Source organism: uncultured Azonexus sp. (assembly GCF_937982035.1).
In the GTDB taxonomy this organism is placed as follows: domain Bacteria; phylum Pseudomonadota; class Gammaproteobacteria; order Burkholderiales; family Rhodocyclaceae; genus Azonexus.
Window position 1 is genome coordinate 94592 of sequence record NZ_CALJNI010000011.1, and the last position, 25560, is coordinate 120151.

21 protein-coding genes and 2 tRNA genes are annotated in these 25560 nt (G+C 65.1%); 17 read left to right on the forward strand and 6 right to left on the reverse strand.

What is annotated here, in order from left to right; all coding sequences use genetic code 11:
* Positions 1–10: 10 nt before the first annotated feature.
* Entirely contained in the window at positions 11–808 is a 798-nt protein-coding gene (gene fabI / locus Q0799_RS08935; protein WP_121457152.1) for an enoyl-ACP reductase FabI, read from the forward strand.
* Positions 809–896: 88 nt separating this feature from the next.
* On the forward strand, positions 897–2606 hold the full coding sequence (gene sulP / locus Q0799_RS08940; RefSeq protein ID WP_298397321.1) for a SulP family inorganic anion transporter: 1710 nt from the start codon (positions 897–899) through the stop codon (positions 2604–2606).
* Between the two features lie 2 nt (positions 2607–2608).
* On the opposite strand, the gene Q0799_RS08945 is transcribed toward sulP, so the two are convergent.
* Positions 2609–4486 carry a SurA N-terminal domain-containing protein gene (locus Q0799_RS08945; RefSeq protein ID WP_298397324.1) on the reverse strand — a complete coding sequence of 626 codons (1878 nt, stop codon included), beginning with the start codon at positions 4484–4486 and terminating at the stop codon, positions 2609–2611.
* A 77-nt stretch (positions 4487–4563) separates the two neighbouring features.
* On the reverse strand, positions 4564–5988 hold the full coding sequence (locus Q0799_RS08950) for a PLP-dependent aminotransferase family protein (RefSeq protein WP_298397327.1): 1425 nt from the start codon (positions 5986–5988) through the stop codon (positions 4564–4566).
* Positions 5989–6132: 144 nt separating this feature from the next.
* Here Q0799_RS08950 and Q0799_RS08955 point away from each other — a divergent pair, with 144 nt between their 5' ends.
* Positions 6133–6456: a DUF2917 domain-containing protein gene (locus tag Q0799_RS08955; RefSeq protein ID WP_298397329.1), complete on the forward strand. Its 324-nt coding sequence runs from the start codon at positions 6133–6135 to the stop codon at positions 6454–6456.
* A 5-nt stretch (positions 6457–6461) separates the two neighbouring features.
* Here the strand turns inward: Q0799_RS08955 and Q0799_RS08960 are convergent, their stop codons facing one another.
* Together Q0799_RS08960 and Q0799_RS08965 are read right to left on the reverse strand one after the other, a co-directional pair.
* Positions 6462–7070: a YitT family protein gene (locus tag Q0799_RS08960; protein WP_298397331.1), complete on the reverse strand. Its 609-nt coding sequence runs from the start codon at positions 7068–7070 to the stop codon at positions 6462–6464.
* Positions 7067–8404, reverse strand: a complete 1338-nt coding sequence (locus Q0799_RS08965) for a malonyl-CoA decarboxylase (RefSeq protein WP_298397334.1) — start codon at positions 8402–8404, stop codon at positions 7067–7069. The genes Q0799_RS08960 and Q0799_RS08965 overlap by 4 nt, the downstream gene beginning before the upstream one ends.
* Positions 8405–8563: 159 nt before the next feature.
* Between Q0799_RS08965 and Q0799_RS08970 the strand changes: the two genes are divergently transcribed.
* The 9 genes from Q0799_RS08970 (at position 8564) to Q0799_RS09010 (ending at position 13676) form a co-directional block, all read left to right on the forward strand.
* Positions 8564–9025: a PaaI family thioesterase gene (locus Q0799_RS08970; protein WP_298397337.1), complete on the forward strand. Its 462-nt coding sequence runs from the start codon at positions 8564–8566 to the stop codon at positions 9023–9025.
* A gap of 90 nt (positions 9026–9115) precedes the next feature.
* Positions 9116–10063 (forward strand): DUF533 domain-containing protein, encoded by a 948-nt coding sequence (locus tag Q0799_RS08975; RefSeq protein ID WP_298397340.1) that lies wholly within the window; start codon positions 9116–9118, stop codon positions 10061–10063.
* Positions 10064–10068: 5 nt separating this feature from the next.
* On the forward strand, positions 10069–11145 hold the full coding sequence (locus Q0799_RS08980) for an MBL fold metallo-hydrolase (RefSeq protein ID WP_298397343.1): 1077 nt from the start codon (positions 10069–10071) through the stop codon (positions 11143–11145).
* 65 nt (positions 11146–11210) lie between these two features.
* Positions 11211–11295: transfer RNA gene (locus tag Q0799_RS08985), tRNA-Leu, on the forward strand.
* 54 nt (positions 11296–11349) lie between these two features.
* A tRNA-Leu gene (locus Q0799_RS08990) sits at positions 11350–11434 on the forward strand.
* Between the two features lie 71 nt (positions 11435–11505).
* Entirely contained in the window at positions 11506–12138 is a 633-nt protein-coding gene (locus Q0799_RS08995) for a LysE family transporter (protein ID WP_298397346.1), read from the forward strand.
* A 159-nt stretch (positions 12139–12297) separates the two neighbouring features.
* Positions 12298–12516: a Nif11-like leader peptide family natural product precursor gene (locus Q0799_RS09000; protein ID WP_028995700.1), complete on the forward strand. Its 219-nt coding sequence runs from the start codon at positions 12298–12300 to the stop codon at positions 12514–12516.
* A 166-nt stretch (positions 12517–12682) separates the two neighbouring features.
* Positions 12683–13273 carry a nucleotidyltransferase domain-containing protein gene (locus tag Q0799_RS09005; protein WP_298397349.1) on the forward strand — a complete coding sequence of 197 codons (591 nt, stop codon included), beginning with the start codon at positions 12683–12685 and terminating at the stop codon, positions 13271–13273.
* Positions 13251–13676 (forward strand): hypothetical protein, encoded by a 426-nt coding sequence (locus tag Q0799_RS09010; RefSeq protein WP_298397352.1) that lies wholly within the window; start codon positions 13251–13253, stop codon positions 13674–13676. The genes Q0799_RS09005 and Q0799_RS09010 overlap by 23 nt, the downstream gene beginning before the upstream one ends.
* A gap of 60 nt (positions 13677–13736) precedes the next feature.
* Here the strand turns inward: Q0799_RS09010 and ppsA are convergent, their stop codons facing one another.
* Together ppsA and Q0799_RS09020 are read right to left on the reverse strand one after the other, a co-directional pair.
* Positions 13737–16112: a phosphoenolpyruvate synthase gene (gene ppsA, locus Q0799_RS09015; protein ID WP_298397355.1), complete on the reverse strand. Its 2376-nt coding sequence runs from the start codon at positions 16110–16112 to the stop codon at positions 13737–13739.
* Between the two features lie 37 nt (positions 16113–16149).
* On the reverse strand, positions 16150–16917 hold the full coding sequence (locus Q0799_RS09020) for an FCD domain-containing protein (RefSeq protein ID WP_028995702.1): 768 nt from the start codon (positions 16915–16917) through the stop codon (positions 16150–16152).
* Between the two features lie 171 nt (positions 16918–17088).
* Between Q0799_RS09020 and Q0799_RS09025 the strand changes: the two genes are divergently transcribed.
* From Q0799_RS09025 to ppc, 5 genes are read left to right on the forward strand one after another with little or no spacing between them, the layout of a single operon-like run.
* A complete protein-coding gene (locus Q0799_RS09025) occupies positions 17089–17874 on the forward strand; it encodes a (Fe-S)-binding protein (protein WP_298397365.1) in 786 nt (261 codons plus the stop codon).
* Positions 17871–18539: a lactate utilization protein gene (locus tag Q0799_RS09030; protein WP_298397368.1), complete on the forward strand. Its 669-nt coding sequence runs from the start codon at positions 17871–17873 to the stop codon at positions 18537–18539. Before Q0799_RS09025 ends, Q0799_RS09030 begins: the two co-directional genes overlap by 4 nt.
* The gene (locus tag Q0799_RS09035; protein WP_298397371.1) at positions 18536–19972 is read left to right on the forward strand and encodes a LutB/LldF family L-lactate oxidation iron-sulfur protein; all 1437 of its coding nucleotides are present in this window, start codon (positions 18536–18538) and stop codon (positions 19970–19972) included. Before Q0799_RS09030 ends, Q0799_RS09035 begins: the two co-directional genes overlap by 4 nt.
* Complete coding sequence (locus Q0799_RS09040; protein ID WP_298397373.1) at positions 19969–22740, forward strand: FAD-binding and (Fe-S)-binding domain-containing protein; 2772 nt, start codon at positions 19969–19971, stop codon at positions 22738–22740. The genes Q0799_RS09035 and Q0799_RS09040 overlap by 4 nt, the downstream gene beginning before the upstream one ends.
* Positions 22741–22795: 55 nt before the next feature.
* A complete protein-coding gene (gene ppc / locus Q0799_RS09045) occupies positions 22796–25558 on the forward strand; it encodes a phosphoenolpyruvate carboxylase (RefSeq protein ID WP_298397374.1) in 2763 nt (920 codons plus the stop codon).
* The last annotated feature ends 2 nt before the right edge of the window (positions 25559–25560 follow it).

Consider the following 25560-nt stretch of genomic DNA (forward strand, 5'->3'; position numbering starts at 1 on the left):
GAATAAACACATGGGCTTTCTCGCCGACAAGAAGATTCTGATCACCGGGCTGCTGTCCAAGCATTCCATTGCCTACGGCATTGCCAAGGCCTGCCACCGCGAAGGCGCCCAGCTGGCGTTCACCTACCAGAACGAACGCTTCGAAGACCGCATCAAGAAATTCGCTGCCGAATTCGACAGCGACATCACCATTCCGCTCGACGTCACCAGCGACGAGCAGATCACCAACCTCTTCGTCGAACTCGGCAAGCGCTGGGACGGCCTCGACGGTCTCGTCCATTCGATCGCCTACGCGCCGACCGAAGCCATCGAGGGCGACTTCCTCGAAGGCATCACCCGCGACGCCTTCCGCATCGCCCACGAGATTTCCTCGTACAGCTACCCGGCGCTGGTCAAGGCCGCCCGGCCGATGATGCGCGGCCGCAAGAGCTCGGCGCTGGCGCTGTCCTACCTGGGCGCCGAACGGACCATGCCGAACTACAACACCATGGGTCTGGCCAAGGCCAGCCTGGAAGCCGCCACGCGTTACCTGGCTTTCTGCCTCGGCCCCGAAGGCATCCGCGCCAACGCCATCTCGGCCGGTCCGATCAAGACCCTGGCCGCTTCCGGCATCGGCAACTTCGGCAAGCTGCTCGCCTACAACTCGCACAACGCCCCGCTGCGCCGCAACGTGACCATCGAGGAAGTCGGCAACGCCGCCGCCTTCATGCTGTCCGACCTGGCCAGCGGCATCACCGGCGAAATCACCTACGTCGATGGCGGCATGAACACCGTCGCCCTGGGCAACGCCGAGCCGCTGCCGGCCTGACCGGATTGCGGTCGAGCCGCAAGCACGCCATGAAACGCCGACCCGGCATGTCCCGGTCGGCGTTTTTCTTTGGACCAAGGATTTCCTGATGCGCCTGCTGCCCCACTGGGCCTCGCCCTACCCCCGCCAGCACCTGGGCAGCGACGTCCTGGCCGGCATCATTGTCACCATCCTGGTCATTCCGCAGAGCCTCGCCTACGCGCTGCTCGCCGGTCTGCCGCCGCAGGCCGGGCTCTACGTTTCCATCCTGCCGGTGATCGCCTACGCGCTGTTCGGCAGCAGCATGGTGCAGGCGGTCGGCCCGGTGGCGATCACCGCGATCATGACCTATTCGGTACTGGCACCGATTGCGCCACCGGGTTCGCCGGCCTACATCGGACTGGCGGCAGTCGTCGCGCTGGGCTCGGGCGTCCTGCTGGTGCTCTGCGGCAGCCTGCGCCTGGGTTTCCTGGCCAATCTGCTGAGCCGGCCGGTGATCGCCGGTTTCATTTCCGGTTCGGCCGTGCTCATCGTTTTCAGCCAGTTGAAACATTTCTTTGGCGTGGAACCTCAGGGCAGCGATGCGGCCACGGTCATCCGGGCGCTGCTCGCCGACGGCCGGCTGGACATGGCCAGCGCCATCGGCCTGACGGCCGTCGCCATCCTGGGTTTTGCCCGCCTCTGGCTGGCCGGTCTGCTGGAACGCTGCGGCCTTTCGCCTGCCGCCGGCGGCTTCGTCGTCCGCCTGTTTCCGCTGCTGGTCGTGCTCGGCGCCACGGCGACGGTGATCGCCGGCGATCTCGACCGACTGCATGGTGTCGCGGTGGTCGGCCGCATCGCCGAAGGCCTGCCCGGCCTCACGCCCTTCCTGCCGGCGGCCGGCGAACTTCAGCAACTGGCCCTGCCGATCCTGCTGGTGGCGCTGATCGGCATGGTCCAGAACATTTCCATGGGCCAGGCACTGGCCATCCGTCGCCGCGAACGGCTCGACGCCAATGCCGAGTTGCGCGGCCTGGGCTGCGCCAACATCGTGGCCGCCTTTTCCGGCGGCATGCCGGTCGGCGGCGGCGTATCGCGGACTGCCGTGAACGTCGCTGCCGGTGCCCAGACGCCGCTGGCCAGCATCGTCTCGGCCTTGGCCATGCTCCTGGTCGTTGCCGGTGCGGCGCCCCTGTTTGCCCGCCTGCCGCTGGCCGTCCTGGCCGCCAGCATCATCGTCGCCGCGGTCAGCATGATCGACCTGCGCAGCCTGCGCCAGGCCTGGCGTTACGACCGGGCCGACGGGCTCGCTGCGCTGGGCACGGCAGTCGGCGTTTTCGTGCTTGGCCTGGAAGCCGGCATCGGGCTGGGCATCCTGTTCTCGCTGGCGACCCTGCTCTATCGCGCCAGCACGCCGCATATCGCGGTCATCGGCCGGATTCCGGACAGCGAGCATTTCCGCAACGTCGAACGCTACGCGGTCGAAACCCTGCCCGGCACGCTCTTCCTGCGCATCGACGAAAGCCTGTTCTTCGGCAATCTGCATGCGCTGGAAAGCCGCCTGGCGAGCGAACTGGAAAAAGCCGGCGACACCCGGCACGTGGTCCTGATCATGAATGCGGTCAATCGCGTCGACGCGACTGCGATGGAGGTTCTCAGCGACCTCAACCGCGACCTTTGCGGTCGCGGCATCGCCCTGCACTTTGCCGAAATCAAGGGGCCGGTCCAGGACCGGCTGATCGGCACACCGCTATGGCAGGAATTGTCGGGACGGGTCTTCCTGTCGGTCAATGACGCCTATACGGCGCTAGCCAGCGGAACCCCGCCCCGGGCGGACTGAACTCAGCGCTCGCTGGTGCTCAGCGCCTTCTCGTTGATTTCCACCTTGTAACGCTTGCGCAGGGCATCCAGGTACATCTGGATGTCGTCCTGGGCAGCCAGCGTACGCAACTGGCCGATCAGACCCTGGCGACGCACGTCGTCGAGCTTCTCGCCGGCTTCGACCTTGTTCAGGCGATACAGCGCGTAACCGGCGCCGGGCAGTTCGACGCCGGCGTAGGACGGCAAGGCGTCGGTACGCATGCGGAACACCGGCTGCACGGCCTGCGGCGGCAACTGACGGGCATCCATGCGCGAAACGCGACGCGACGCGCCCCAGACCTGCTTGTCGTCGCCGGACTGCAGCGCAGCCAAGCGGGCTTCGCCGTCGGCCTTGGCCAGCTTCATCGCTTCGCGCTCGGTCAGCATGCGCTCGATCACCGGCTTCATTTCCTCGAAGGGCTGCAGCGCTGCCGCCTTGTACTCGACGATGCGGGCAGCGACCAGGGTGTTCGGTGCAACCTCGACGGCTTCGGTATTGCGCTTGTTCTTGACGGCGTCGTCGGAGAACAGGGCTTCCAGCAGCTTGGCGTTGGCCAGCGGGCCGTTGGCCGGATTGGGCTGGCGACCCAGCCAGTCGCTCTGCTGGATTTTCAGCTTGAACTGTTCGGCGGCCGGTTGCAGGCTGTCGGCCTGCTCGTAGACGATATTGCTGAAGGCTTCGGCAGCTTCGGCAAACTTGCGGCCGGCTGCGGCCGCCTTGAGTTCGGCCACGATCTCGCCGCGCACTTCGGCCAGCGGCTTTTCCTTGGCGGCGCGGATGGCGGCCAGCTTGATGATGTGGAAACCGAAATCGGATTCAACGATGCCGGAAACTTCGCCTTCCTTCATGCCGAAGGTGGCCTCCTCGAACGGCTTGACCATCATGCCGCGACCGAAGAAGCCCAGGTCACCGCCCTGGCCGGCCGAACCCGGATCGTCGGAATGCTGGCGGGCCAGTTCGGCAAAGGCCGCCGGCTTCTTCTGCACTTCCTTGAGGACCTCTTCCGCCTTGGCCCGGGCCTTGTCCTTGCCCAGGGCTTCCGAAGCGATCAGGATGTGGCTGGCACGGCGTTCCTCGGGCTGCTGGTAGCGCGCCTTGTGGCCGTCGTACCAGGACTGGACCTCGGCATCACTGACTTCGACCGCCATGCCTTCCTGGCTGAGGACGACGAATTCGGCGCGGGCCTGGTCCGGCGTCCGGAACTGCTGGCTGTTTTCGTCGTAGAACTTGCGGGCGGCATCGTCGGCCAGCTTGACCTTGGCCAGGTAGCTGCCGGCCGGCAGGATCAGTTCCTGAATCTGGCGCTGTTCGGTCTGCAGGGCCAGGATGCGTTCGCCGACGGTGGTCGACAGCATGCCGGTCTGACCGATGGTGCCGGCCAGTTGCTGCAGGGTCAGATCCTGGCGGACCTGGGCTTCGAAGCCGGCCGGGCTCAGGCCCTGGGCGCGCAACAGGGCTTCGTAGCGCTCATTGGAGAACTGACCGTCCTGCTGGAAGGCCTCGATCCCGGCAATGCTGTTACGCACCGCGTCGTCGGTCACGAACAGGCGACGCTGGGCCGCTTCCAGGGCCAGCAGGCGACGATCGATGACGTCGTCGAGAATGGCCTTGCGGAACTCGGGGTTGTCGAGCATCTTCGGATCGACCTGGCCGAGCTGGTTGCGCAGGCGCTCCTGCTGCTCGCGCATGACCTGCTGGAATTCCTGTTGCGAAATCCCGACACCGCCAACGGTGGCAACATCGGCACCACCAGCGCCATCACTGACGTAGGATTCGAGACCGAAGAAGGCAAACGGGAGGGCGATCAGCACCAGGAACACCTGGACGATCTTCTTGTTGTTGCGGACTGCGTCGAACATGAGCAGAAAATCCTTCGAATTCGTTCAGAACGGCAAGGCGAAGCTTGCCCAAAAAGGGGCAATGATACCGTAGTTGCTCATTTGGCGCCCCCGAACAGCAGCCCCAGACGGCGAACGGCATCGTCGATTTCCGGGGTGTGCGGATTGCCGCAATTCAGGCGCAGGCAATTGCGGTACATCCCGCTGGCCGAGAACAGCGCGCCCGGCACATAGGAAAGCTTCTCGCGCAGCGCCCGCCCGTGCAGTTGCGTGGTGTCGATGTGCTCGGGCAACTCGACCCACAGCACATAGCCCCCCTGCGGCTGGGCAATGCGCGTGCTCGCCGGAAAATAGCGGGACACCGCCGCCTGCATGGCCTCCACCTGGTGCCGGTAACTGCGCCGCAAACCGCGCAGGTGGCGCTCCATGGCACCGGATTCCAGATACTCCGCCAGCACCATCTGGGTCAGCGGGTTGGTGCCGCCGCTGGTGATCGTCTTCTGCAGCGCCACCGCCTGGCGGTAACGGCCGCTGGCGACGAAACCGATGCGCAAGGACGGCGACAGGCATTTCGAGAACGAGGCGCAGAGCATCACGTTGCCGGCCGTATCGAAGGCCTTCAACGGCCACGGTCGCTCGTCGGAGAAATGCAGGTCGCCGTAGATGTCGTCCTCGATCACCGGGATGCCGCGTGCCGCCGTCAATGCCGCCAGACGGCGCTTCTTGTCGTCGGGCATCAGGCTGCCCAGCGGGTTGCTGCCGTTGGCGACCAGCAGGCAGGCGGCGATGCCGCCGTTGCGCGAGGCCAGTTCCAGCGCCTCGACCGACATGCCGGTACGCGGATCGCAGGGAATTTCCAGCGCTTTCAGGCCCAGGGTCTCGAGCAACTGCAGCATCAGGTAATAGCCGGGCGACTCGACGGCAACGGTGTCGCCGGGCTTGGTCACCGCCCGCAGGCAGAGATTGAGCGCCTCGGTGCAGGAATTGGTGATGATGAATTCCTCCGGCGCCAGCGGCCCGCCCCAGGCCAGCGAGCGACGCACCAGCTGACGCACCAGCGCCGGCTGGTCCATGTTGACGTGACTGTCCACCTCCAGCAGATGCGGATGGCGCCGGGCGACCCCGGCGTAGAGGCGGTGCAGCGCCGCAATCGGCAGCAGGGAATTGGCCGGCAAGGCTGCCGACAGCGGCGCCACGTCCGGACGGGCACCGGCCTGCAGCACATGCACCAGGCGTTGCGAGATATCGACCGGCATCGGCGCATCCGGCGTCGACCGCGTTTGCGGTTCGCTGCGCACGACCGGTGCCGGGCGGACGAAATAACCGGATTGCGGCCGGGCCTCGACCAGCCCGCGCTCCTCGAGCTGGCGCAGCGCCTGCACCACGGTGGACACCGACAGCCGCCGCTCCTGTGCCAGACGGCGCACCGATGGCAGGCGTTCGCCATGCGACAGGATGCCGCCGCTGATCATGCCGGCCAGTTCGCCGGCCAGTTTCTCGTAACGAAGGGGTTCAACGGCCATGGGTCACCAATACAGTTGTCATTCAAACAGACCAGCACAGTTGGAAACACGAGCAACTGTAATGGTCACAATTTTGTTTTTGTGTGACTGTATCAGTATTTCTTTCGCCCCTAAACTGTGCGTGCATACAGAAAGGAGATGCACATGAAGATCGATCTTGGTGAAAGGGAACTCCAGTTGCGGGAACACTGCCCGCTCCGCCTCTCGGACGCATCGGGCATCATCGTCCGCTGCACGCGCGGCGTCCTGTGGATGACGATTACCGGCGACGCCGGCGACATCGTGCTGGCCAGCGGCGAAAGCTATCGCGTTCGCGGTGCCGGCCGCATCGTCATCGAAAGCATCGGCGGCGACGCGGCGGTCCGCTTCGAACACAGCGCCAGCGTCCGTCTGGTCCGCGCCATTACCCAGATCGGCGACAAAATGCGGCACGCGGCAGCCATGGCGGTCGGCCGCCTGACGGCCTGAGCCAATCAGGTACCGAGATAGCGGCCAGCCTTGTGGTTGGCCGCCAGCACCAGATTCAGCGCCAGCGCCCCGACAATCGACAGGGCCACGGTAAACGGGTCGCGGATGTACAGGCCGGCAACCAGGATCAGCACGTCGGCCGCCATCTGCACCTTGCCCGCCGGCCAGCCGCGCGTGTTCTGCAGGTAGAGCGCAAGCACGCCGAGGCCGCCGAGACTTGCCTTGTGGCGGATGATCATCAACAGACCGACACCGATCAGGAAACCGCCCATGACGGCGGCGAACAGGCGGTCGACACTCTCCAGCGCGATCACCCCCGGCAACACCGCCGTGTAGATCGACAGCAGGCCGACACAGAAAAAGGTCTTCAGCGTGAACACCGTCCCCATCGCCCGCCAGGCAAAGGCATAGAACGGCAGGTTGATCAGGAACACGACCCAGGCCATCGGCCAGTCGTAGATGTAATGCACCAGGAAGGCCAGGCCGACGGTACCGCCAGTGAGCAGGCCGGCATGCTGGAACAGCATCACGGCGAAGGCGACGAACATCGGCGCCACCAGCAGGGCCTGGGCGTCCTCGAACAGACTGTGGCGGGTAACCTGCTCGGGCTTCATGCGCTGACGACGTTGCGGGCCAGCCGACGCACGGCCGCCGACATGGCGATCCGCCCGCTGCTGGCGAAGGCTTCGAGATTGCTCTCGATTTCCTCGGGGTCATAGCAGTAATTGACCATCATCCCGAACGACTGGGCAAACCCCTTGGCCGAGTTGTCGGCGAGGAAATTCAGACGCTCGACCCGGGCACCGTTGCCCAGATGGAAGCGCGACACCGGATCGTAGGGTGGGCCATCGGCCTGCCCGCCGCGTTTGGCACTGGCCAGGTAACGCGCGGTCAGCCGGGTCAGCGGGTCGCGCAGCCGGCGGACCATCTCCCGGTCCGCCGCCCAGGCGCCGTCGCTCATAGCGTCCTGCGACAAGGGAATGCCGGCCTCGGCCAGCGCCTCGGGGTTCCGGCGCAGCCAGCTGGCCAGCGCCGGAATCGGCGACAGCGTGGCGAACTTGTCGAGCTTGGGGAAATCGCGCTTGAGGTCGTCGATCACGCGCTTGAGCAGGAAACTGCCGAAGGAGACGCCGCGCAGTCCGACCTGGGTATTGGAAATGGAATAGAAAATGGCGGTGTCGGCCTTGCGGTTGTCGAACACCGGTGCGTGCTCGTCGAGCAGCTCCTGGACGTTGCCGGCCAGATGGTCGGTCAGCGCCACCTCGACGAAGATCAGCGGCTCGGCCGGCATGCGCGGATGGAAGAAGGCATACAGGCGGCGGTCGGAATCGAGACGGTTCTTCAGGTCGGCCCAGGACTGGATTTCGTGCACGGCCTCGTATTCGATCAGCTTTTCCAGCAGCGACGCCGGCGTATTCCAGGTCAGCCGCTGCAGCTCAAGAAAACCGACGTCGAACCAGGCATTGAACCGCGACTCCAGTTCGCGGTCGAGGACCGCCAGCTCGCGGTCGTTTTCCAGATAACGCAAGAGGTCGGCGCGCAGATCGACGAGGAACTTGACGCCCTGCGGAATGGCGTTGAACTGGGTCATGATGCGGATGCGCGAGGAGCGCATGGCCGTGCGCAAGGCGGCTTCGGCCCGCCACTGGCCGTCGGTGCCGACCGCCGCCTGGTAGGCCGCATGCGCCGCCGCCACCTTGGCCGGGTCCGGCCCGAATTCGAGCGCGATCAGCTTCAGGAACTGCTGCCGGCCGGCGTCGTCCAGCCCCAGATAGGTTTCCGCCAGCCGCGCCGCCCGCGCCCGCGCCGACACCTCGCCGCCCTGCCCGGCCGCGCATTCGCGCAACTGCGCCCGCAGGCGTTCGATGCCACGCGCATTCAGCGGCGCCGGCCGGGTATCCGGGGCGATCAGGGAACGCAATTTTCCAACCAGGCTGTCGTTCGTCATCGGCTTCTCTCCTCCCCGTCATTTTGCCCGAGAAGCCAGACTGAGTCAGCCTCGGCACCTGGCGGTCTTTTCATGCAATCTGTCCGCGCTTGCAATCGCCATGCCGCCAACAAGGTTCTATCATCATCCGACAATATTCATTCAACAAGGAGACAGCAGATGTCAGCATTTCAGGATTTCTACCCGGAGAACGTCGCCCACTGCTACGGCTGCGGCCGGCTGAACGAGCACGGCCACCAGATCAAGACCTATTGGGACGGCGACGAAACCGTCACCCGCTTCACGCCACGCCCCGAACACACGGCCATTCCCGGCTTCGTCTACGGCGGCCTGCTGGCTTCGCTGATCGACTGCCACGGCACCGGCTCGGCCGCCGCCGCGATGTATCGCGCGGAGAACCGGCCGATGGACAGCGAACCGCCCTTCCGTTTCGTCACTGCCTCGCTGCACGTCGATTACCTGAAGCCGACCCCGCTCGGCCCGGAACTGGAAATCCGCGGCCGGATCAAGGAAATCCGCGGGCGCAAGGTCATCGTCGAAGCCACGGTCTATGCCGAAGGCGTCGCCACCGCCCGCGGTGAAATCGTCGCCGCCCAGATGCCGCCCAGTTTCGCTGCCTGAACCTCGGCAACACATCGTTACAGATACCCCCTGTAAAAAGACGGGGGGTATCGGCACAATGCAGCCATCCCAACCTCGTAGAAAAAAGCCATGACCCCGGAAAACGCCGTCCTGACCATCAGCCTGTTCGCCGCCTTCGCCGATGGCAGCAATGACGACCGCGAACGCGAGCACATCCGTCGCTTCGCCGAATCGATGGGCGCCGATGCGCCGGAACTGCCGAAGCTCTACCAGGACGTGCTGTTCAAGCGGGTCACGCTGGACGCTGCCGTGCAAGCACTGAGCGAACTCGGCCAGCGCCAGTTCGCCTACGAAATGGCCGTCTGCGTCTGCGATGCCGACGGTGTGCAGACGGCAGCCGAGCAGACCTTCCTGGCCAATCTGAAAACCCGTCTCGGCCTCGATGGCGACGCCGAAGTCACCGCCTTTGCCAGCCAGGCCGACACGCTCGCCGCCACCGCCGCTGCCGCCGCACCGGTTGCCGTCGCGGCCGCCGCCAGCGCGCAGCCGGCGGTCAACGAGGCCGAACTCGACAAATCCATCCTCAACTATTCCATCCTCAACGGCGCCCTCGAACTGCTGCCGCAATCCTGGGCCTCGGTGGCGATCATTCCGCTGCAGGTGAAGATGGTCTACCGCATCGGCAAGGCTTACGGCGTCGAACTCGACCAGGGCCATATCCGCGAATTCCTGGCCACCGTCGGCGTCGGCCTGACCTCCCAGTACCTCGAACAATTCGGCCGCAAACTGCTCGGCGGCCTGCTCGGCAAGATGGCCGGCAAAACCGCCGGCAAGATCGGCCGCGCCGCGACCGGCATGGCCTTCTCGTTTGCCAGCACCTATGCCCTCGGCCAGGTTGCCAAGCGCTATTACGCCGGTGGCCGCCAGATGAGCACGCAACTGCTGCAGGAAAGCTTCCAGGGCCTGCTCGGCCCGGCCAAGCAGATGCAGACCCAGTATCTGCCGCAGATCCAGCAACGCGCGCAAACCCTGGACGCCACCCAGATCATGAACCTGGTCCGCGGCGGCGGCGTCTGAGCCCGATGCGCGGGGTTTTTCCGGCGCTGCTGCTGACCCTTGCGCTGGGCGGCTGCACCACGGTCAATAGCTGGTACGACCCCGGCAAGGCTCACCACCGCCCCGACGGTTTCGTGAACAACGATCCGAGCGTGCGCGGCGGCGCGCCCTGGTATGAAGTCATCCAGCGTCGCTGGCGCGGCGACTTCCGCCCACTGGCCGAACCCGAAGGCGGTTACGCCGCCTTTGCCGAACGCTGGCTGGCAACCCCGGATCGCGCCCAGCTCAATGACCCAGCCGGCCCACCGCGCATCACCTGGCTCGGTCACGCCAGCCTGCTGCTGCAGGCGGGTGGGCGCAACATCCTGATCGACCCCAACCTGTCCGACCATGCCGGCCCGTTTTCCTGGCTGTCGGCCCGGCGCCAGGTGCCGCCGCCGCTGACCGTCAAGGAACTGCCGCGCATCGACCTGGTGCTGATCTCGCACAACCACTACGACCACCTCGACGAAGCCACGCTGACCGCCCTGCTGGCTCGTGGCGACACGCCGGAATTCATCGTCCCGCTTGGCGTCAAGGCCTGGTTCGACAAGCTCGGCATGGCCCGCGTCCGCGAACTCGACTGGTGGCAGCAAATCGATCTGAGCGACCTGCGCATACATTTCACACCCGCCCAGCACTGGAGCAAACGCACGCCGTTCGACACCAACACCACGCTGTGGGGCGGCTTCTTCCTCGACATCAACCACGACGGCCGCCGCAGCGCCTTCCTCTACACCGGCGACACCGGCTACTCGGCTGACTTCAAGGAAATCCGCCGGCGCCTCGGCCCGGTCGACCTGCTTGCCGTTCCCATCGGCGCTTACGAGCCGCGCGACTTCATGCGCCCCCAGCACAACAATCCGGACGAGGCCGTCCAGATCATGGAAGACACCGACGCGCGCCACGCCATCGGCGTCCATTGGGGCAGTTTCGCGCTGTCGCAGGAAAGCTTCGACCAGCCGCCACGCGACGTCGCCGCTGCGCTTGAAAGGCGACAATTGCCGGAAAGCCGTTTCTGGCTACCCCGCCAGGGCGAAACCCGGGCACTGCCACTGCGTTGAAATCGCAAAAAAGGCTTGGCAAGTCACGAGCCAGGCATTAGAATCCGCGCCTTCTTTCGACGCCTGCCCAGGTGGCGGAATTGGTAGACGCACTAGTTTCAGGTACTAGCGGGTAACACCGTGGGGGTTCGAGTCCCTTTCTGGGCACCAACGAAAAAACCGGAGAATCGCCTCGTTTCTCCGCGTCCGCGCAAACGGACCAATGCTCTGGTGGTGAAATTGGTAGACACGCTATCTTGAGGGGGTAGTGCCGCAAGGTGTGCGAGTTCGAGTCTCGCCCAGAGCACCAAATTCCTCGACAGGCCCGGGTTTGCCGCCTATCCTCGCAGACATTGCGCACGGATTCGAAAAGCCTCACTCATGTCCCTCGACACCTGGTTCGCCTTCTTCATTGCCTGCTGGGTCATCAGCCTGTCGCCTGGTGCCGGCGCCGTTGCCTCGATGTCCTCCGGACTCAGTTTCGGTTTTCGGCGCGGTTTCTGGAACGCCATCGGCCTGCAACTGGCGCTGATCCTGCAGATCGCCATCGTTGCTGCTGGAGTGGGCGCCATCCTTGCCCGCTCCGAACTGGCCTTTGCGCTGATCAAATGGTTCGGTGTGTTCTACCTGCTCTATCTCGGCTGGAAACAATGGACCTCACCGCCCGGCGACCTGCATGCCGAGGCGGTCGACAAGCGTCGCGGCCATCCCGGCGCGCTGGTGCTGCGCGGCTTCATCGTCAATGCCAGCAACCCTAAGGCCATTGTCTTCATTCTCGCGGTCCTGCCGCAATTCCTTGATGCAACCCGGCCGCTGCTGGCGCAATACCTGACCATGACCATCACCATGGTCGGCGTCGACCTGATCGTCATGGCCGGCTACACCGGCCTCGCCGCCCGCGTTCTGCGACTGCTGCGCGAACCCGGACAACAACGCCTGCTCAACCGGGTTTTCGGTGGATTGTTCGGCGCCGCCGCCGCGCTGCTGGCGACGCTCAGGCAGGCGGCGCACTAGCCTGACGCCACCCACACTGCTCTCCAGACGTTGAAGCGGCACTGAATTTGCTTACCAGGTTCTCCTGGTTGCTCAATCCCGCATTTTTGTCGAGAACCCGACACATGCCCGGATGTGCACCAGTTCATCCACCAACGCAAATTCTCAGGAGAAATCCCGATGTCCGTTGCCAACATCAAGGCATTTTCCGAAAAAGCCCGGGCCGACGCCGCCCTAGGCGAAGCACTCAAGGCCTGCCAGAAACTCAAGGAACTGCGCAGCCTCGCCCGCGAGCATGGTTTTGAATTCGACGAAGACTCGCTCTACCCGCCGAACGAACCGCAATTCACCCACGAACAGCTCTCCGAGCGCCTGGTCAAGAACCTGCTGCCCAGTTGAGTGAATTGAAGAGGCCGGGATCGCTCCCGGCCTTCTTCATTTCCAGCGCAACAATGCGGCAAACTAGAAAATCAAGGGCTTTTCGTGCCGCATCCTCCCAACACAAATCAGAATAGCTCACAAGATAACAAGCCAATTATTGGCACGATCATGCTAATATCTGGACATGTCGATTGCCACCGCCCTTTTCTCCGATAGCCAAGCACGAGTTTTCCGCTGGCTGTTCGGTCAGCCGGAACGCAGCTATCACCTTAGCGAACTGCGTCGCCTGACGCTGCTCGGCAGCGCCTCACTGCAACGCGAATTGAATCGGCTGGTCGATGCCGGACTGGTGCTTTCAGAACACGTCGGCAACCAGCGCCGCTTTCAGGCCAATCCCGATAGCCCGGTGTACGGCGAATTGCTGGCCCTGACTCGCAAGACACTAGGGATCGCGCCGCTGATCGCCGAAGCCCTGCAGCCCCTCGCTTCACGCTTGAGCATCGCGTTCATCTACGGCTCTGTAGCCAAGGGAAGCGATACCGCGCAAAGCGACATCGACCTGTTGCTGGTCGGCGAGCAGCTTTCGCTGAACGAAGTCCTGACCCTACTCCTGCCGCTCGAAGGACAACTCGGGCGGAAAATCAACCCCAACTGCTATACTCAATCGGAATACACGAAACGCTTGGCCGAGCCGGATTCCTTCATCAACCGCATCCTCGCCCAGCCGACCCTGCCTCTGATCGGAGAAAACCTTGCCGCAAGCGGCGCTGGATAACCTGGTTCGTATCGGCCAACTGAAGGCCGAAGCGCGCAACAACCTCGAAGTTGTTCGCCTGCTGAGCATGGCCCGGACCCGCTTCGACGACGCGCAAGTTGCCAGCATTTCCGCCGAAGGCCGCTTCACCTCCATTTACAACGCCGCCCACGCCGCCGCACTGGCCGCATTACGCTGGCACGGCTACCGCAGTGAAAACCGCTACACCGTTTTCCAGTGCCTGCCTCACACGCTAGGCTGGTCGGCCGTGCAATGGCGCATTCTCGACAGCGCGCATCAGAAGCGGAATCTCGCTGAGTACGAGGGATTTCTTGAGGTCGAGGAGTCGACCATCAGCGAGTTGTCTGAATTGGTTGCAGCGCTGATCGCAGCGGTTGATCGATTAACCAAAGACAGAGAATAAAAAAAAGGCCGGGATCGCTCCCGGCCTTTCTGGTTTTTACACCACGATTGATCGCAAGGATCAGCCCTTCTTGTGCGTCGCCAGGCGCGTCCAGGTATCGACGACGGTGTCCGGGTTCAGCGAGATCGAGCTGATGCCCTGATCCATCAGCCACTCGGCGAGGTCCGGGTGGTCCGACGGGCCCTGACCGCAGATACCGATGTACTTGCCGGCCTTGTTGGCAGCGGAGATGGCCATCGCCAGCAGCATCTTGACGGCCGGATCGCGCTCGTCGAAGAGGTTGGCGACCAGACCGGAGTCGCGGTCGAGGCCGAGGCTGAGCTGGGTCAGGTCGTTGGAGCCGATCGAGAAGCCGTCGAAGATCTTCAGGAAATCGTCGGCCAACAGGGCGTTCGACGGGATTTCGCACATCATGATCAACTTCAGTTCGTTCTCGCCCTGCTTCAGGCCGTGTTCGGCGAGCAGGTCGACCACCGCCTGGCCTTCGCCGACGGTGCGCACGAACGGGACCATCAACTGGACGTTGGTCAGGCCCATCTCTTCACGCACGCGCTTCATGGCACGGCATTCCATCTCGAAGCAGTCGCGGAACGACTGCGCGATGTAGCGCGAGGCGCCGCGGAAGCCGAGCATCGGGTTTTCTTCTTCCGGCTCGTACAGTTCGCCGCCGAGCAGCTTGCGGTATTCGTTGGACTTGAAGTCGGACAGGCGGACGATCACCGGGTTCGGCCAGAAGGCGGCGGCGATGGTGGACACGCCTTCGACCAGCTTCTCGACGAAGAAGTCCTTCGGGCTGGCGTAGCCACGGGCGCGGCGCTTGATCTCGTCGCGCTTCGAAGCCGGCAGGCGCTCGACGTCGAGGATGGCCTTGGGGTGGATGCCGATCACGTTGTTGATGATGAACTCGACTCGGGCCAGACCGACACCGGCGTTCGGCAGCTGGGCAAATTCGAAGGCCAGTTCCGGGTTGCCGACGTTCATCATGACTTTGACCGGGACGTCCGGCATGGCCGAGATGTCGCGGGTGGTGACTTCGTAGTCGAGGCGGCCGCGATAGACGTGGCCGGTATCGCCTTCCGTGCAGCTGACGGTGACGGTATCGCCTTCGTTCAGCGTTTCGGTCGCGTCGCCGCAACCGACGATGGCCGGGATGCCGAGTTCGCGGGCGATGATCGCGGCGTGGCAGGTGCGGCCACCACGGTTGGTGACAATGGCGGAAGCGCGCTTCATCACCGGTTCCCAGTTCGGGTCGGTCATGTCGGCGACGAGCACGTCACCCGGCTTGACCTGGTCCATCTCCTTCGGGTCCTTGACGATACGGACCGGACCGACGCCGATCTTCTGGCCGATGGCGCGGCCGGAGGCGAGCACCTTGGAGAAGGACTTGAGCTTGAACTTCTCCTGCTTGCCGGCGGCAGCCTGCGACTGCACGGTTTCCGGGCGGGCCTGGAGGATGTAGAGCTTGCCGTCGACGCCGTCCTTGCCCCACTCGATGTCCATCGGACGACCGTAGTGCTTTTCGATGATCTGGGCGTAGCGGGCCAGTTCCATGACTTCTTCGTCATTGATCGAGAACTGGTGGCGCAGCGATTCTTCAACTTCTTCGGTGATCGTGGACTTGCCGGCGACCTTCTCGGCGGCGAAGGTCATCTTGATCATCTTCGAGCCGAGGTTTCGACGGATCACCGCCTTCTTGCCCTGCTCCAGCATCGGCTTGTGCACGTAGAACTCGTCCGGATTGACGGCGCCCTGCACCACCGTCTCGCCCAGCCCGTAGCTGGAGGTGACGAAGACGGCATCGCGGAAACCGGATTCGGTGTCGAGCGTGAACATCACGCCGGCCGCGCCCTTGTCCGAGCGGACCATGCGCTGGATACCGGCCGACAGCGCGACGTCGGCGTGCACGAAGCCCTTGTGCACGCGGTAGGAGATGGCGCGGTCGTTGTACAGCGACGCGAAGACTTCCTTGATCGCGTGCATGATGTTTTCCAGGCCGACGATGTTCAGGAAGGTTTCCTGCTGACCGGCAAAGGAGGCATCCGGCAGGTCTTCGGCGGTGGCCGAGGAGCGCACGGCGAAGGACATGTCGGCGTTGGATTCGGCGACCAGGCGCTGGTACTGCTCGGTGATGGCGATGGTCAGGTCCATCGGGAACGGCGTGTCGAGAATCCACTGGCGGATTTCGGCGCCGGTCTTGACCAGGGCGTTGACGTCATCGACATCGAGCGTATCGAGCGTGTCGTTGATCTTCTTGTCCAGGCCGGACTGCGCCAGGAACTCGCGGTAGGCGTGCGCCGTCGTGGCGAAGCCGCCGGGAACGCGAACGCCGGTATCGGCGAGCTGCGAGATCATTTCGCCGAGCGACGAGTTCTTGCCGCCGACCTGGTCGACGTCGGTCATGCGCAGTTTTTCGAAGGGGATGACAAGGGCTTCCATCAGTGGGTCCTTTCGGTGGGAATTGAAGATTGGAAAATCAGGAGTTCAGGAAATCGGTGTTCAGGCGGCGCTCGGCGGTTTCGCGGCGGGCGACCGAGCGCAGCGTCTGCGCCAGCGTCTCGCGGACGAAGTCGATGTGCGTCTCGGCGGCGGCGCGCGCGGCCTGCGGTTTCTTGTCGACGATGGCGGTGTGGATCGCGGTGTGCTGGCTCATCAGGAGCTTGCCGGCGGCCGGCACGCTCTTCAGTTCACCGAGGTTGAGGCGGATGTTGTCGTGCATCAGGCGCAGCAGCGCCGCCGACAGGTGACCGATCAGGACATTGTGCGAGGCGTCGCCGATGGCCTGATGAAAGGCGATGTCGGCGGCCGAGCGTTTTTCGGTGTCGTCATTGTTGAACGAGGCCTGCAGCGCCGCATAAGCCTGGTCGAGACGCAGCAGATCGGCGTCGGTGGCGCGCTCGGCGGCCCATTCGGCGGCCTGGCCTTCGATCATGCGGCGGAATTCGAGCATGTCCTCGCGCAGGTTCGGGTAGGAACCCATCATCTCCTGCCAGGGGTCGAAGAAACTCTTCTCCAGTGCGGCCGTCACATAGGTGCCGCCGCCCTGGCGGCTCTGCAACATGCCTTTCGATGCCAGCTTCTGGATCGCCTCGCGCAGGCTCGGCCGCGACACGCCGAGTTCAAGCGCCAATTCGCGCTCGGCCGGCAGGCGGTCGCCCGGCTTCAACGAACCTTCGAGGATGCGCCGCTCCAGCGTCGAAGCGACGGCATCGGAAATCCGCGGAACCTGCACCTTGTTCGGCATTGGTAAGACCACCTTGATTGGTAAGACCGCCACATTCTAGCCAGCGATCTGTAAAAGTGCAAGCATGGGGATTTCCCTAGTGGCATTGACCAAGTCACGGATTTACCTTAAATTTCTGCCTCAGGAATTATTGGTCTTACCATTGAACCAATTAAACAAAACGGAGAGAGGATGACAATCGCCCAAACCCCGCCGGGCAAGCCGGCCGATGTGTATTTCTTCGCCACCTGCGTCGTCGACCAGTTCTACCCGGACGCCGGCATGGATGCGATCACCCTGCTCGAACGCGAAGGCATCCGTGTGCACTTCCCGGAAGACCAGACCTGCTGCGGCCAACCGGCCTACACCAGCGGCTTCCATGACGAGGCACGCCAGGTCGCGGCACATCAGTTGACGCTGTTCCCGGAAGACTGGCCGATTGTTGTGCCCTCCGGCTCCTGCGCCGGCATGATGAAGCACCACTACCCGACGCTGTTTGCCGCCGACCCGGTGCGCAAGGCGCAGGCCGAAAGGCTGTCGGCCCGGGTCTGGGAATTCACCCGTTTCCTCGTCGACGTCCTCGATTTCAAACCCCAGGACTGCGGCAGCGACTGCACCGTCGTCCTCCACACCTCCTGCTCGGCGCGCCGCGAGATGGGCGTCCATGTCAGCGGTCGCCAGTTGCTCGGCGGTCTGGCCCAGGTCACCGTCGCCCAGCAGGACCACGAATCCGAGTGCTGCGGTTTCGGCGGCACCTTCTCGGTCAAGCAGCCGGAAATTTCCGGCGCCATGGTCGAGGACAAGGTCAAGTCGCTCAAGGCCACCGGCGCCGAGCGCGTGGTCAGCGCCGACTGCGGCTGCCTGATGAACATCCTCGGCCACGCTGCCTGGAAGGACGCCCAGGAAGGCCGTCCGCCCACCCTGCCCGGCGAACACATCGCCACTTTCCTGCTGCGCCGTACCGGAGGTGCCAAATGAGCGCCCGCGACCGCATCCTGGCCCGCCTGAACCGTAGCGCGCCTCAACAGCCCCCCGCCCTGCCCGACGTCGGCAGCTGGTACGCCACGCATCGCAGCAGCGAAACCCCGGCCGACAAGGCCCGTCGTTTCCGCCACTTCATCGAACTCGCCCATGCCGAAGTGCATGCGGTCAGCCGCGACAACTGGGCCGACACCCTGCACCAGGCGCTCAAGGCGCGTGGCATCGACCGCTTGCTGGTCGCCGAAGGCACGGCGCATGGCGACACCGCGCTCGACGAACTGCCGCCGCGCGGCATCGAATGCAGCGTCTACGACATGGCCATCGAAGCCTGGAAATCGGAAATGTTCAACGCCACGCCGGCCAGCCTGACCGCTGCCCGCGCCGCCATCGCCGAAACCGGCACGCTGATCCTGTGGCCGAACGAGAAAGAACCGCGGCTGATGTCGCTGGTGCCGCCGGTACACATCGTGCTGCTCGACGCATCCAACATCTACAACACCTTCTTCGAGGCGATGACTGCCGAAGCCTGGAACAACGGCCTGCCGACCAACGCACTGCTCGTTTCCGGCCCGTCGAAAACCGCCGACATCCAGCAGACGCTGGCCTACGGCGCGCACGGCCCGAAGGAACTGATCGTCCTGCTACTGGGAGAGGAAGCATGAGCGAGCACACCTTGCACTTCAAGCCGGCCGACGGCTTCCGCGCCCGTTCCAAGGCGGTCGTCGACAACCCCTTCCTGCGCCAGAGCTTCCGTGGCGCGATGGACTTCCTGATGAGCAAGCGCGCCGCCCAGTTCCCCGACCCCGAGGAACTGGAAAGCCTGCGCAACCTCGGCGAAGCGATCCGCCAGTACAACCTGGCCAAGTTGCCCGACCTGCTCGAACGCCTCGAAGCCAACCTGACCCGCAACGGCATCAAGGTGCACTGGGCGGAAACGCCGGATGAAGCCAACGCGATCATCCTCGGCATCATCCAGGGCCACGGCGCGACCAAGATGGTCAAGGGCAAGTCCATGGTCAGCGAGGAAATCGAACTCAACCACGCCGCCGAAGCGGCCGGCATCGAAGCGCTGGAATCGGACATGGGCGAGTACATCGTCCAGCTCGCCAACGAAAAGCCGTCGCACATCATCATGCCGGCGATCCACAAGACCAAGGAGGAAATCGCCCGCCTGTTCCATGAAAAGGTGCCCGGCGTCGATTACACCGACAACGTCGACGCGCTGATCCAGATCGGCCGCAACGTCCTGCGCCGGAAATTCCAGGAAGCCGAAATCGGCCTCTCCGGCGTCAATTTCGCCGTCGCCGAAACCGGCACGCTGTGTCTGGTCGAGAACGAAGGCAACGGTCGCATGTGCACCACCGCGCCGGCCGTGCACATCGCCATCACCGGCATCGAGAAGATCGTCGAGAAGCTCGAACACGTTCCGCCGCTGCTGTCGCTGCTGACACGCTCGGCGACCGGTCAGAACATCTCGACCTACTTCAACATGATTTCCTCGCCGCGCAAACCCGGCGAGAAGGACGGCCCCGAGGAAGTGCATCTGGTGCTGCTCGACAACGGTCGCAGCCAGGCCTACGCCGACGAGCAGTTGAGGAAGACGCTGCAGTGCATCCGTTGCGGCGCCTGCATGAACCACTGCCCGGTGTATACGCGCATCGGCGGCCACGCCTACGGCACCACCTACCCCGGCCCGATCGGCAAGATCGTCTCGCCGCACATGCTCGGCCTCGACGCCACCGCCGGCCTGACCACCGCCTCGTCGCTGTGCGGCGCCTGCGGCGAAGTCTGCCCGGTGAAAATCCCGATTCCGGACCTGTTGATCCGCCTGCGCAGCGAAGCCTTCTCCGCCCCGCACGCCAACCCGGCGATGCGCGGCCAGGGCGCCGGCTATTCGTCGCTGATCTCGGCGATCTGGCGCGGCTGGGCCTTGGTTTACCGTTCGCCCGCGCTGTACCGCGCCGTTTCGTGGCTGGGCAGCCGTTTCGGCTGGCTGATGCCGTCGCGCCAAGGCGCCTGGACCACCGTCCGCGAACCCCTGCGGCCGGCGCCGAAGCGCCTGCGCGACCAACTCAAGGAACGCAACAAAGCATGAGCCAGCTTCTGACCGCCGCCCTGCGCGAAAAACTGCCGACCTCGCAGGTCATCACCGACGAACTGCGCCGCCTCGCCTACGGGACCGACGCCAGCTTCTACCGCCTGATCCCGCAGGTCATCGCAATCATCGAGAACGAAACCCAGGCCCGCCACGTACTGGCCACCGCCCACGCGCAGCAGGTACCGGTCACCTTCCGTGCCGCCGGCACCAGTCTGTCCGGACAGGCGATTTCCGACGGCATCCTGGCGCTGATCGGCGAGGGTTTTGCCACCTGCGAGATCGCGGCGGACGGCGGCAGCGTCCGTCTCGGACCGGGCATCGTCGGCGGCGAGGTCAATCGCCGGCTGGCGCCGCTCGGGCGCAAGATCGGTCCCGACCCGGCCTCGATCGGTGCCGCCAAGATCGGCGGCATCGCCGCCAACAACGCTTCCGGGATGTGCTGCGGCACGGCCCAGAACAGCTACCGGACACTGGCCGGCCTGCGCGTCATGCTCGCCGACGGCACCCTGCTCGATACCGAAGATCCGCTCAGTCGCGACGCCTTCGCCAAGTCGCACGCCGTCCTGCTCGGCGAACTCGAACGCCTGGGCCAGGCGACGCGGGCCAACCCGCGGCTGGCCGAACGCATCCGCCAGAAGTTCAAGATCAAGAACACCACCGGCTACAGCCTCAACGCGCTGGTCGATTTCGAAGACCCCTTCGACATCCTCGCGCACCTGATGATCGGCTCCGAAGGCACGCTCGGCTTCATTTCGCGGATCACCTACCAGACTGTCGTCGAGGACCCGTGCAAGGCCTCGGCGCTGGTCTTCTTCCCCGACATCCGCAGCGCCTGCGAAGCGGTCATCCGACTGAAGACGCAACCGGTCGCGGCGGTCGAATTGCTCGACCGGCCGGCGCTGCGCTCGGTCCAGGACAAACCGGGGCTGCCGGCGGTGATGCGCAGCCTGGGCGACGACGCGGCGGCGCTGCTGATCGAGGTGCGGGCCGGCGATGCCGCCGCGGTCGCCGACAAGATCGCCGCCGTGCACGGCGCGCTAGCTGGCGTCGCCACGGTCGAGCCGGTCCAGTTCTCGACCGACCCGGCGACCTGCGAAATGTACTGGAAGGTGCGTAAAGGCACTTTCCCGGCGGTTGGCGCGATGCGCCGCACCGGCACCACGGTGCTGATCGAGGACGTCGCTTTCCCGATTGCCGCGCTCGCCGACGCCACCCTCGACCTGCAGGCGCTGCTCAAGAAGCACGCCTACGACGAGGCGATCATCTTCGGCCATGCGCTCGAAGGCAACCTGCACTTCGTCATCACCCAGGATTTCGCCACACCGAGCGAGATCGACCGCTACGCCCGCTTCATGGACGAACTGTGCGACATGGTGGTCAACAAGTACGACGGTTCGCTCAAGGCCGAGCACGGCACCGGCCGTAACATGGCGCCCTTCGTCGAACTCGAATGGGGACGCGAGGCGACCGAGCTGATGCACCGGATCAAGGCGCTGTTCGACCCGGCCGGGCTGCTCAACCCGGGCGTCATCCTCAACGCCGACCCGCAGGCCCACCTTGCCCACCTCAAGCCGATGCCGGCGGCCGAAGACATCATCGACCGCTGCATCGAATGCGGCTTCTGCGAGCCGCTGTGCCCCTCGCACCGGCTGACGCTGAGCCCGCGCCAGCGCATCACCAGCGTCCGCGAGCTGGCCCGCCGCGAGGCGGCCGGCGAAGCCGCCGGCAAGATCGCCGAAGACTACGCCTACATGGGCCTCGACACCTGCGCCGGCTGCGGCCTGTGCTCGACCGCCTGCCCGGTCGGCATCGACACCGGCGACCTCACCCGGCGCCTGCGCGGGCGCCGGGTGAACGACGGCGCGCGCGCGGTCAACGCCTGGACCGGGCGCAATTTCGGCGTCCTCGCCGGTGCTGCCCGCGCCGGCCTGACGCTCGGCCACGCCGCAGCTTCGGTAATCGGCCAGAAGACGTTGGCAAAACTGTCCGGCGGCGCCTGGAAGCTGCCAATGCCGCGCGCCGGCCGCGCCCCGGCGGCCATCCACACTGGCGGTGACCCGGTTGTCTATTTCCCGACCTGCGGCGGGCGCATTTTCGGGCCGACCGCGGCCGGCGAACCGCAACTTGGCGATGTCGTCCTCGAACTGCTGCGCCGTGCCGGCTACGCGCCGATCCTGCCGGACGGTTTCGACAAACTGTGCTGCGGTCAGATGCTGGCCAGCAAGGGCCTGGCCATCGAAGCCGACGCAATGTCGGCGCAGCTTGAAGCCGCGCTGCTGAAAGCTTCCGATAACGGCCGCCACCCGGTGATCATGGACGCCAGCACCTGCACCGCCCGCATGCAGCAACATCTGGCCGGCCGCCTGCAGCTCTTCGACTTCCACGAATTCGCCCATGACGCGCTGCTGCCACGCTTGATGATCGTCCGCCAGGCCGAGCCGGTCGCCCTGCACATCAACTGCAGCGTACGCAAGACCGGCAGTGACGCCAAGCTGCGCGCCCTGCTCAAGGCCTGCGCCGAAACCGTGATCGAGCCGGCTGCCGTGACCTGCTGCGGCTTTGCCGGCGACCGCGGCTTCGCCGTTCCCGAGCTCAACCGGCACGCCCTGCGCCACCTCAAACCGGCGCTGCCGGGCGGCTGCGCCTGCGGGGTATCGACCAACCGGACCTGCGAAATCGGCCTCACCGCAGAATCCGGCATCGACTACCGCTCGATCGCGTATCTGCTCGAGAAATGCAGCCGACCGCTGGAAATCCCTTGCTGACCGCGGGGCCCGCCACTCGTTACAATCGCCGCATATTCACCCGCCTGGACCTGCCATGACCGATTCCGCCCTCGACAACAACAAGGACGAACCTCTGCGCAACGACATCCGCCTGCTCGGCCGGCTGCTCGGCGACACCGTCCGCGAACAGGAGGGCGCCGCGATTTTCGACATCGTCGAACAGGTCCGCCAGACGGCCGTCCGCTTTGCCCGCGACGGCGACCCGGCCAGCCGCAACGAACTCGCCGCCCTGCTCGACCCGTTGCCGCGCGACACCACCCAGGCCGTCGTCCGCGCCTTCAGCTACTTCCTGCAACTGGCCAACATTGCCGAGGACGAGCACCACGTCCGCCGGCGCCGCGCCCACGACCTGGCCGGCTCGCCGCCGCGCGAAGGCAGCCTGGTCTTTGCCCTGGACGCGCTGGCTGCCGCCAAGGTTTCGCCCGAAGCGCTGGCCGATTTCTTCGCCCACGCTCTGGTCGCCCCGGTGCTCACCGCCCACCCGACCGAAGTCCAGCGTCAGAGCCTGATCCGCAACCACCGCGAGATCGCCCGCCTGCTCGACCGCCGCGAACGCCAGCAACTGACGCCCGAAGAAGCCGCCGACAACGAACTGGCGCTGGCCAACGCGATCCTGACGCTGTGGCAGTCGCGCATGCTGCGCCCGGTCCGGCTCAAGGTCATCGACGAGGTCAAGAACGGCATCAGCTACTTCAAGGAAACCTTCTTCAGCGAACTGCCGCGCCTCTACATCCAGGCGACCGAGCAATTGCAGAAGCGTTACCCGGAGAAAGTCTGGGCGCTGCCCCCCTTCTTCCGCGTCGGCTCGTGGATCGGCGGCGATCGCGACGGCAATCCCTTCGTCACCGCCGACATCCTCAACGAAGCGCTGCGCCTGCAATCGGCGGCCACGCTCAATCACTACCTCGACGAAATCCACGAGCTCGGCGCCGAACTGCCGCTGTCCGACCTGCTGGTCAAGGTGACGCCTGAACTCAAGCTGCTCGCCGATCTGTCGCCCGACCAGTCGCCGCAGCGCATCGACGAACCCTACCGGCGCGCCCTGTCGGGCATCTACGCCCGCCTGGCGGCGACCGCCCGGGCGCTCGATCACGTCGATCCGGTGCGCCACGAGATCGGCCACGCCGAACCCTACGCCACGCCGGCCGAACTGCGCGGCGAACTCAAGGTCCTGGCCAATTCGCTCAAACTCAACGGCAGCGGCCGCCTGGCCGGTGGCCGTCTGCGCCGCCTGCTGCGCGCGGTGCAGGTATTCGGCTTCCACCTGGCGCCGATCGACCTGCGCCAGAACTCGGAAGTGCACGCCCGCAGCGTCGCCGCCTTGCTCGCCGCCGCCGGCCGTTGCCCGGATTACGAAGCGCTGCCGGAAAACGAGCGGATCGCGCTGCTGACCGCCGAAATCGCCTCACCGCGCCCGCTCTACTCGCCGTGGCTCGATTACGACGAAGAAACCCGCGGCGAACTGGCGATCTTCTTCGCCGCCCGCGAACTGCGCGCCAAGTACGGCGAGGCGGCCTTGCCCAACTGCATCATCTCGAAGACCGACGGCGTCTCCGACCTGCTCGAACTGGCCCTGCTGCTCAAGGAAGCCGGGCTGCTGCGCCCGGGCGCCGAGCCGCGCCTCGACGTCAACATCATCCCGCTGTTCGAGACCATCGAGGACTTGCAGAAGAGCGCCGCGATCATGGATCAGCTCTTCGCCATTCCCGGCTACCGCCAGCTGGTCGCCGGCCGTGGCGACGAGCACGAAGTCATGCTCGGTTACTCGGACAGCAACAAGGACGGCGGTTTCCTGACCTCGGGCTGGGAACTGTACAAGGCGGAAATCCTGCTCGCCGACACCTTCGCCCGCCACGGCGTTCGCCTGCGCCTGTTCCACGGGCGCGGCGGCTCGGTCGGCCGCGGCGGCGGCCCGTCCTACCACGCCATCCTGGCCCAGCCGGCCGGCGCCGTTTCCGGGCAGATCCGTCTGACTGAACAGGGCGAAGTCATCTCGACCAAGTACGGCACGCCCGACACCGGTCGCCGCAACCTCGAAGTGCTGCTCGCGGCGACGCTGGAAGCCAGCCTGACCGACCATGAGAACAAGGTCGAGCCGGCCGGCCAGTTCCACGGCGTGATGGACGATCTCTCGCTGCGCGCCTTCAATGCCTACCGTGGCCTAGTCTATGAAACGCCCGGCTTCACCACCTATTTCCGCCAATCGACGGTCGTCTCCGAAATCGCCTCGTTGAACATCGGCAGCCGCCCGGCATCGCGCAAGGCCTCCGAACGCATCGAGGATCTGCGGGCGATTCCCTGGGTCTTCTCGTGGGCGCAATGCCGGCTGATGCTGCCCGGCTGGTACGGCTTCGGCTCCGCCGTCGACGGCTACCTTGCCACCAACCCGGACGGCCTCGCCACGCTGCGCCGCATGCTCAAATCCTGGCCCTTCTTCCAGAGCCTGTTGTCGAACATGGACATGGTGCTGGCCAAGACCGACCTGGCCATCGCCTCGCGCTACGCCGAACTGGTCGCCGACAGCGAACTGCGCGAGCGCATCTTCAGCCGCATCGTCGGCGAATGGCAGCTGACCCGCCGCCACCTGCTGGCCATCCTCGAACGCGACGATTTCCTCGCCGACAACCCCATGCTCAAGCGCTCGCTGCAACTGCGCGCGCCCTACATGGACCCGCTCAACCACCTCCAGGTCGAGCTCCTCAAGCGCCATCGCGGCGGCGACACCGACGAGCGCGTCGCCCGCGGCATCCACATCACCATCAACGGCATCGCTGCCGGATTGCGCAACAGCGGTTAAAA

Bases quoted from the DNA above. Each gene is read 5' to 3' on its own strand.
- fabI (WP_121457152.1), top strand. From the start codon at position 11: ATGGGCTTTCTCGCCGACAAGAAGATTCTGATCACCGGGCTGCTGTCC.
- sulP (WP_298397321.1), top strand. From the start codon at position 897: ATGCGCCTGCTGCCCCACTGGGCCTCGCCCTACCCCCGCCAGCACCTG.
- Q0799_RS08945 (WP_298397324.1), bottom strand. From the start codon at position 4,486: ATGTTCGACGCAGTCCGCAACAACAAGAAGATCGTCCAGGTGTTCCTG.
- Q0799_RS08950 (WP_298397327.1), bottom strand. From the start codon at position 5,988: ATGGCCGTTGAACCCCTTCGTTACGAGAAACTGGCCGGCGAACTGGCC.
- Q0799_RS08955 (WP_298397329.1), top strand. From the start codon at position 6,133: ATGAAGATCGATCTTGGTGAAAGGGAACTCCAGTTGCGGGAACACTGC.
- Q0799_RS08960 (WP_298397331.1), bottom strand. From the start codon at position 7,070: ATGAAGCCCGAGCAGGTTACCCGCCACAGTCTGTTCGAGGACGCCCAG.
- Q0799_RS08965 (WP_298397334.1), bottom strand. From the start codon at position 8,404: ATGACGAACGACAGCCTGGTTGGAAAATTGCGTTCCCTGATCGCCCCG.
- Q0799_RS08970 (WP_298397337.1), top strand. From the start codon at position 8,564: ATGTCAGCATTTCAGGATTTCTACCCGGAGAACGTCGCCCACTGCTAC.
- Q0799_RS08975 (WP_298397340.1), top strand. From the start codon at position 9,116: ATGACCCCGGAAAACGCCGTCCTGACCATCAGCCTGTTCGCCGCCTTC.
- Q0799_RS08980 (WP_298397343.1), top strand. From the start codon at position 10,069: ATGCGCGGGGTTTTTCCGGCGCTGCTGCTGACCCTTGCGCTGGGCGGC.
- Q0799_RS08995 (WP_298397346.1), top strand. From the start codon at position 11,506: ATGTCCCTCGACACCTGGTTCGCCTTCTTCATTGCCTGCTGGGTCATC.
- Q0799_RS09000 (WP_028995700.1), top strand. From the start codon at position 12,298: ATGTCCGTTGCCAACATCAAGGCATTTTCCGAAAAAGCCCGGGCCGAC.
- Q0799_RS09005 (WP_298397349.1), top strand. From the start codon at position 12,683: ATGTCGATTGCCACCGCCCTTTTCTCCGATAGCCAAGCACGAGTTTTC.
- ppsA (WP_298397355.1), bottom strand. From the start codon at position 16,112: ATGGAAGCCCTTGTCATCCCCTTCGAAAAACTGCGCATGACCGACGTC.
- Q0799_RS09020 (WP_028995702.1), bottom strand. From the start codon at position 16,917: ATGCCGAACAAGGTGCAGGTTCCGCGGATTTCCGATGCCGTCGCTTCG.
- Q0799_RS09025 (WP_298397365.1), top strand. From the start codon at position 17,089: ATGACAATCGCCCAAACCCCGCCGGGCAAGCCGGCCGATGTGTATTTC.
- Q0799_RS09030 (WP_298397368.1), top strand. From the start codon at position 17,871: ATGAGCGCCCGCGACCGCATCCTGGCCCGCCTGAACCGTAGCGCGCCT.
- Q0799_RS09035 (WP_298397371.1), top strand. From the start codon at position 18,536: ATGAGCGAGCACACCTTGCACTTCAAGCCGGCCGACGGCTTCCGCGCC.
- Q0799_RS09040 (WP_298397373.1), top strand. From the start codon at position 19,969: ATGAGCCAGCTTCTGACCGCCGCCCTGCGCGAAAAACTGCCGACCTCG.
- ppc (WP_298397374.1), top strand. From the start codon at position 22,796: ATGACCGATTCCGCCCTCGACAACAACAAGGACGAACCTCTGCGCAAC.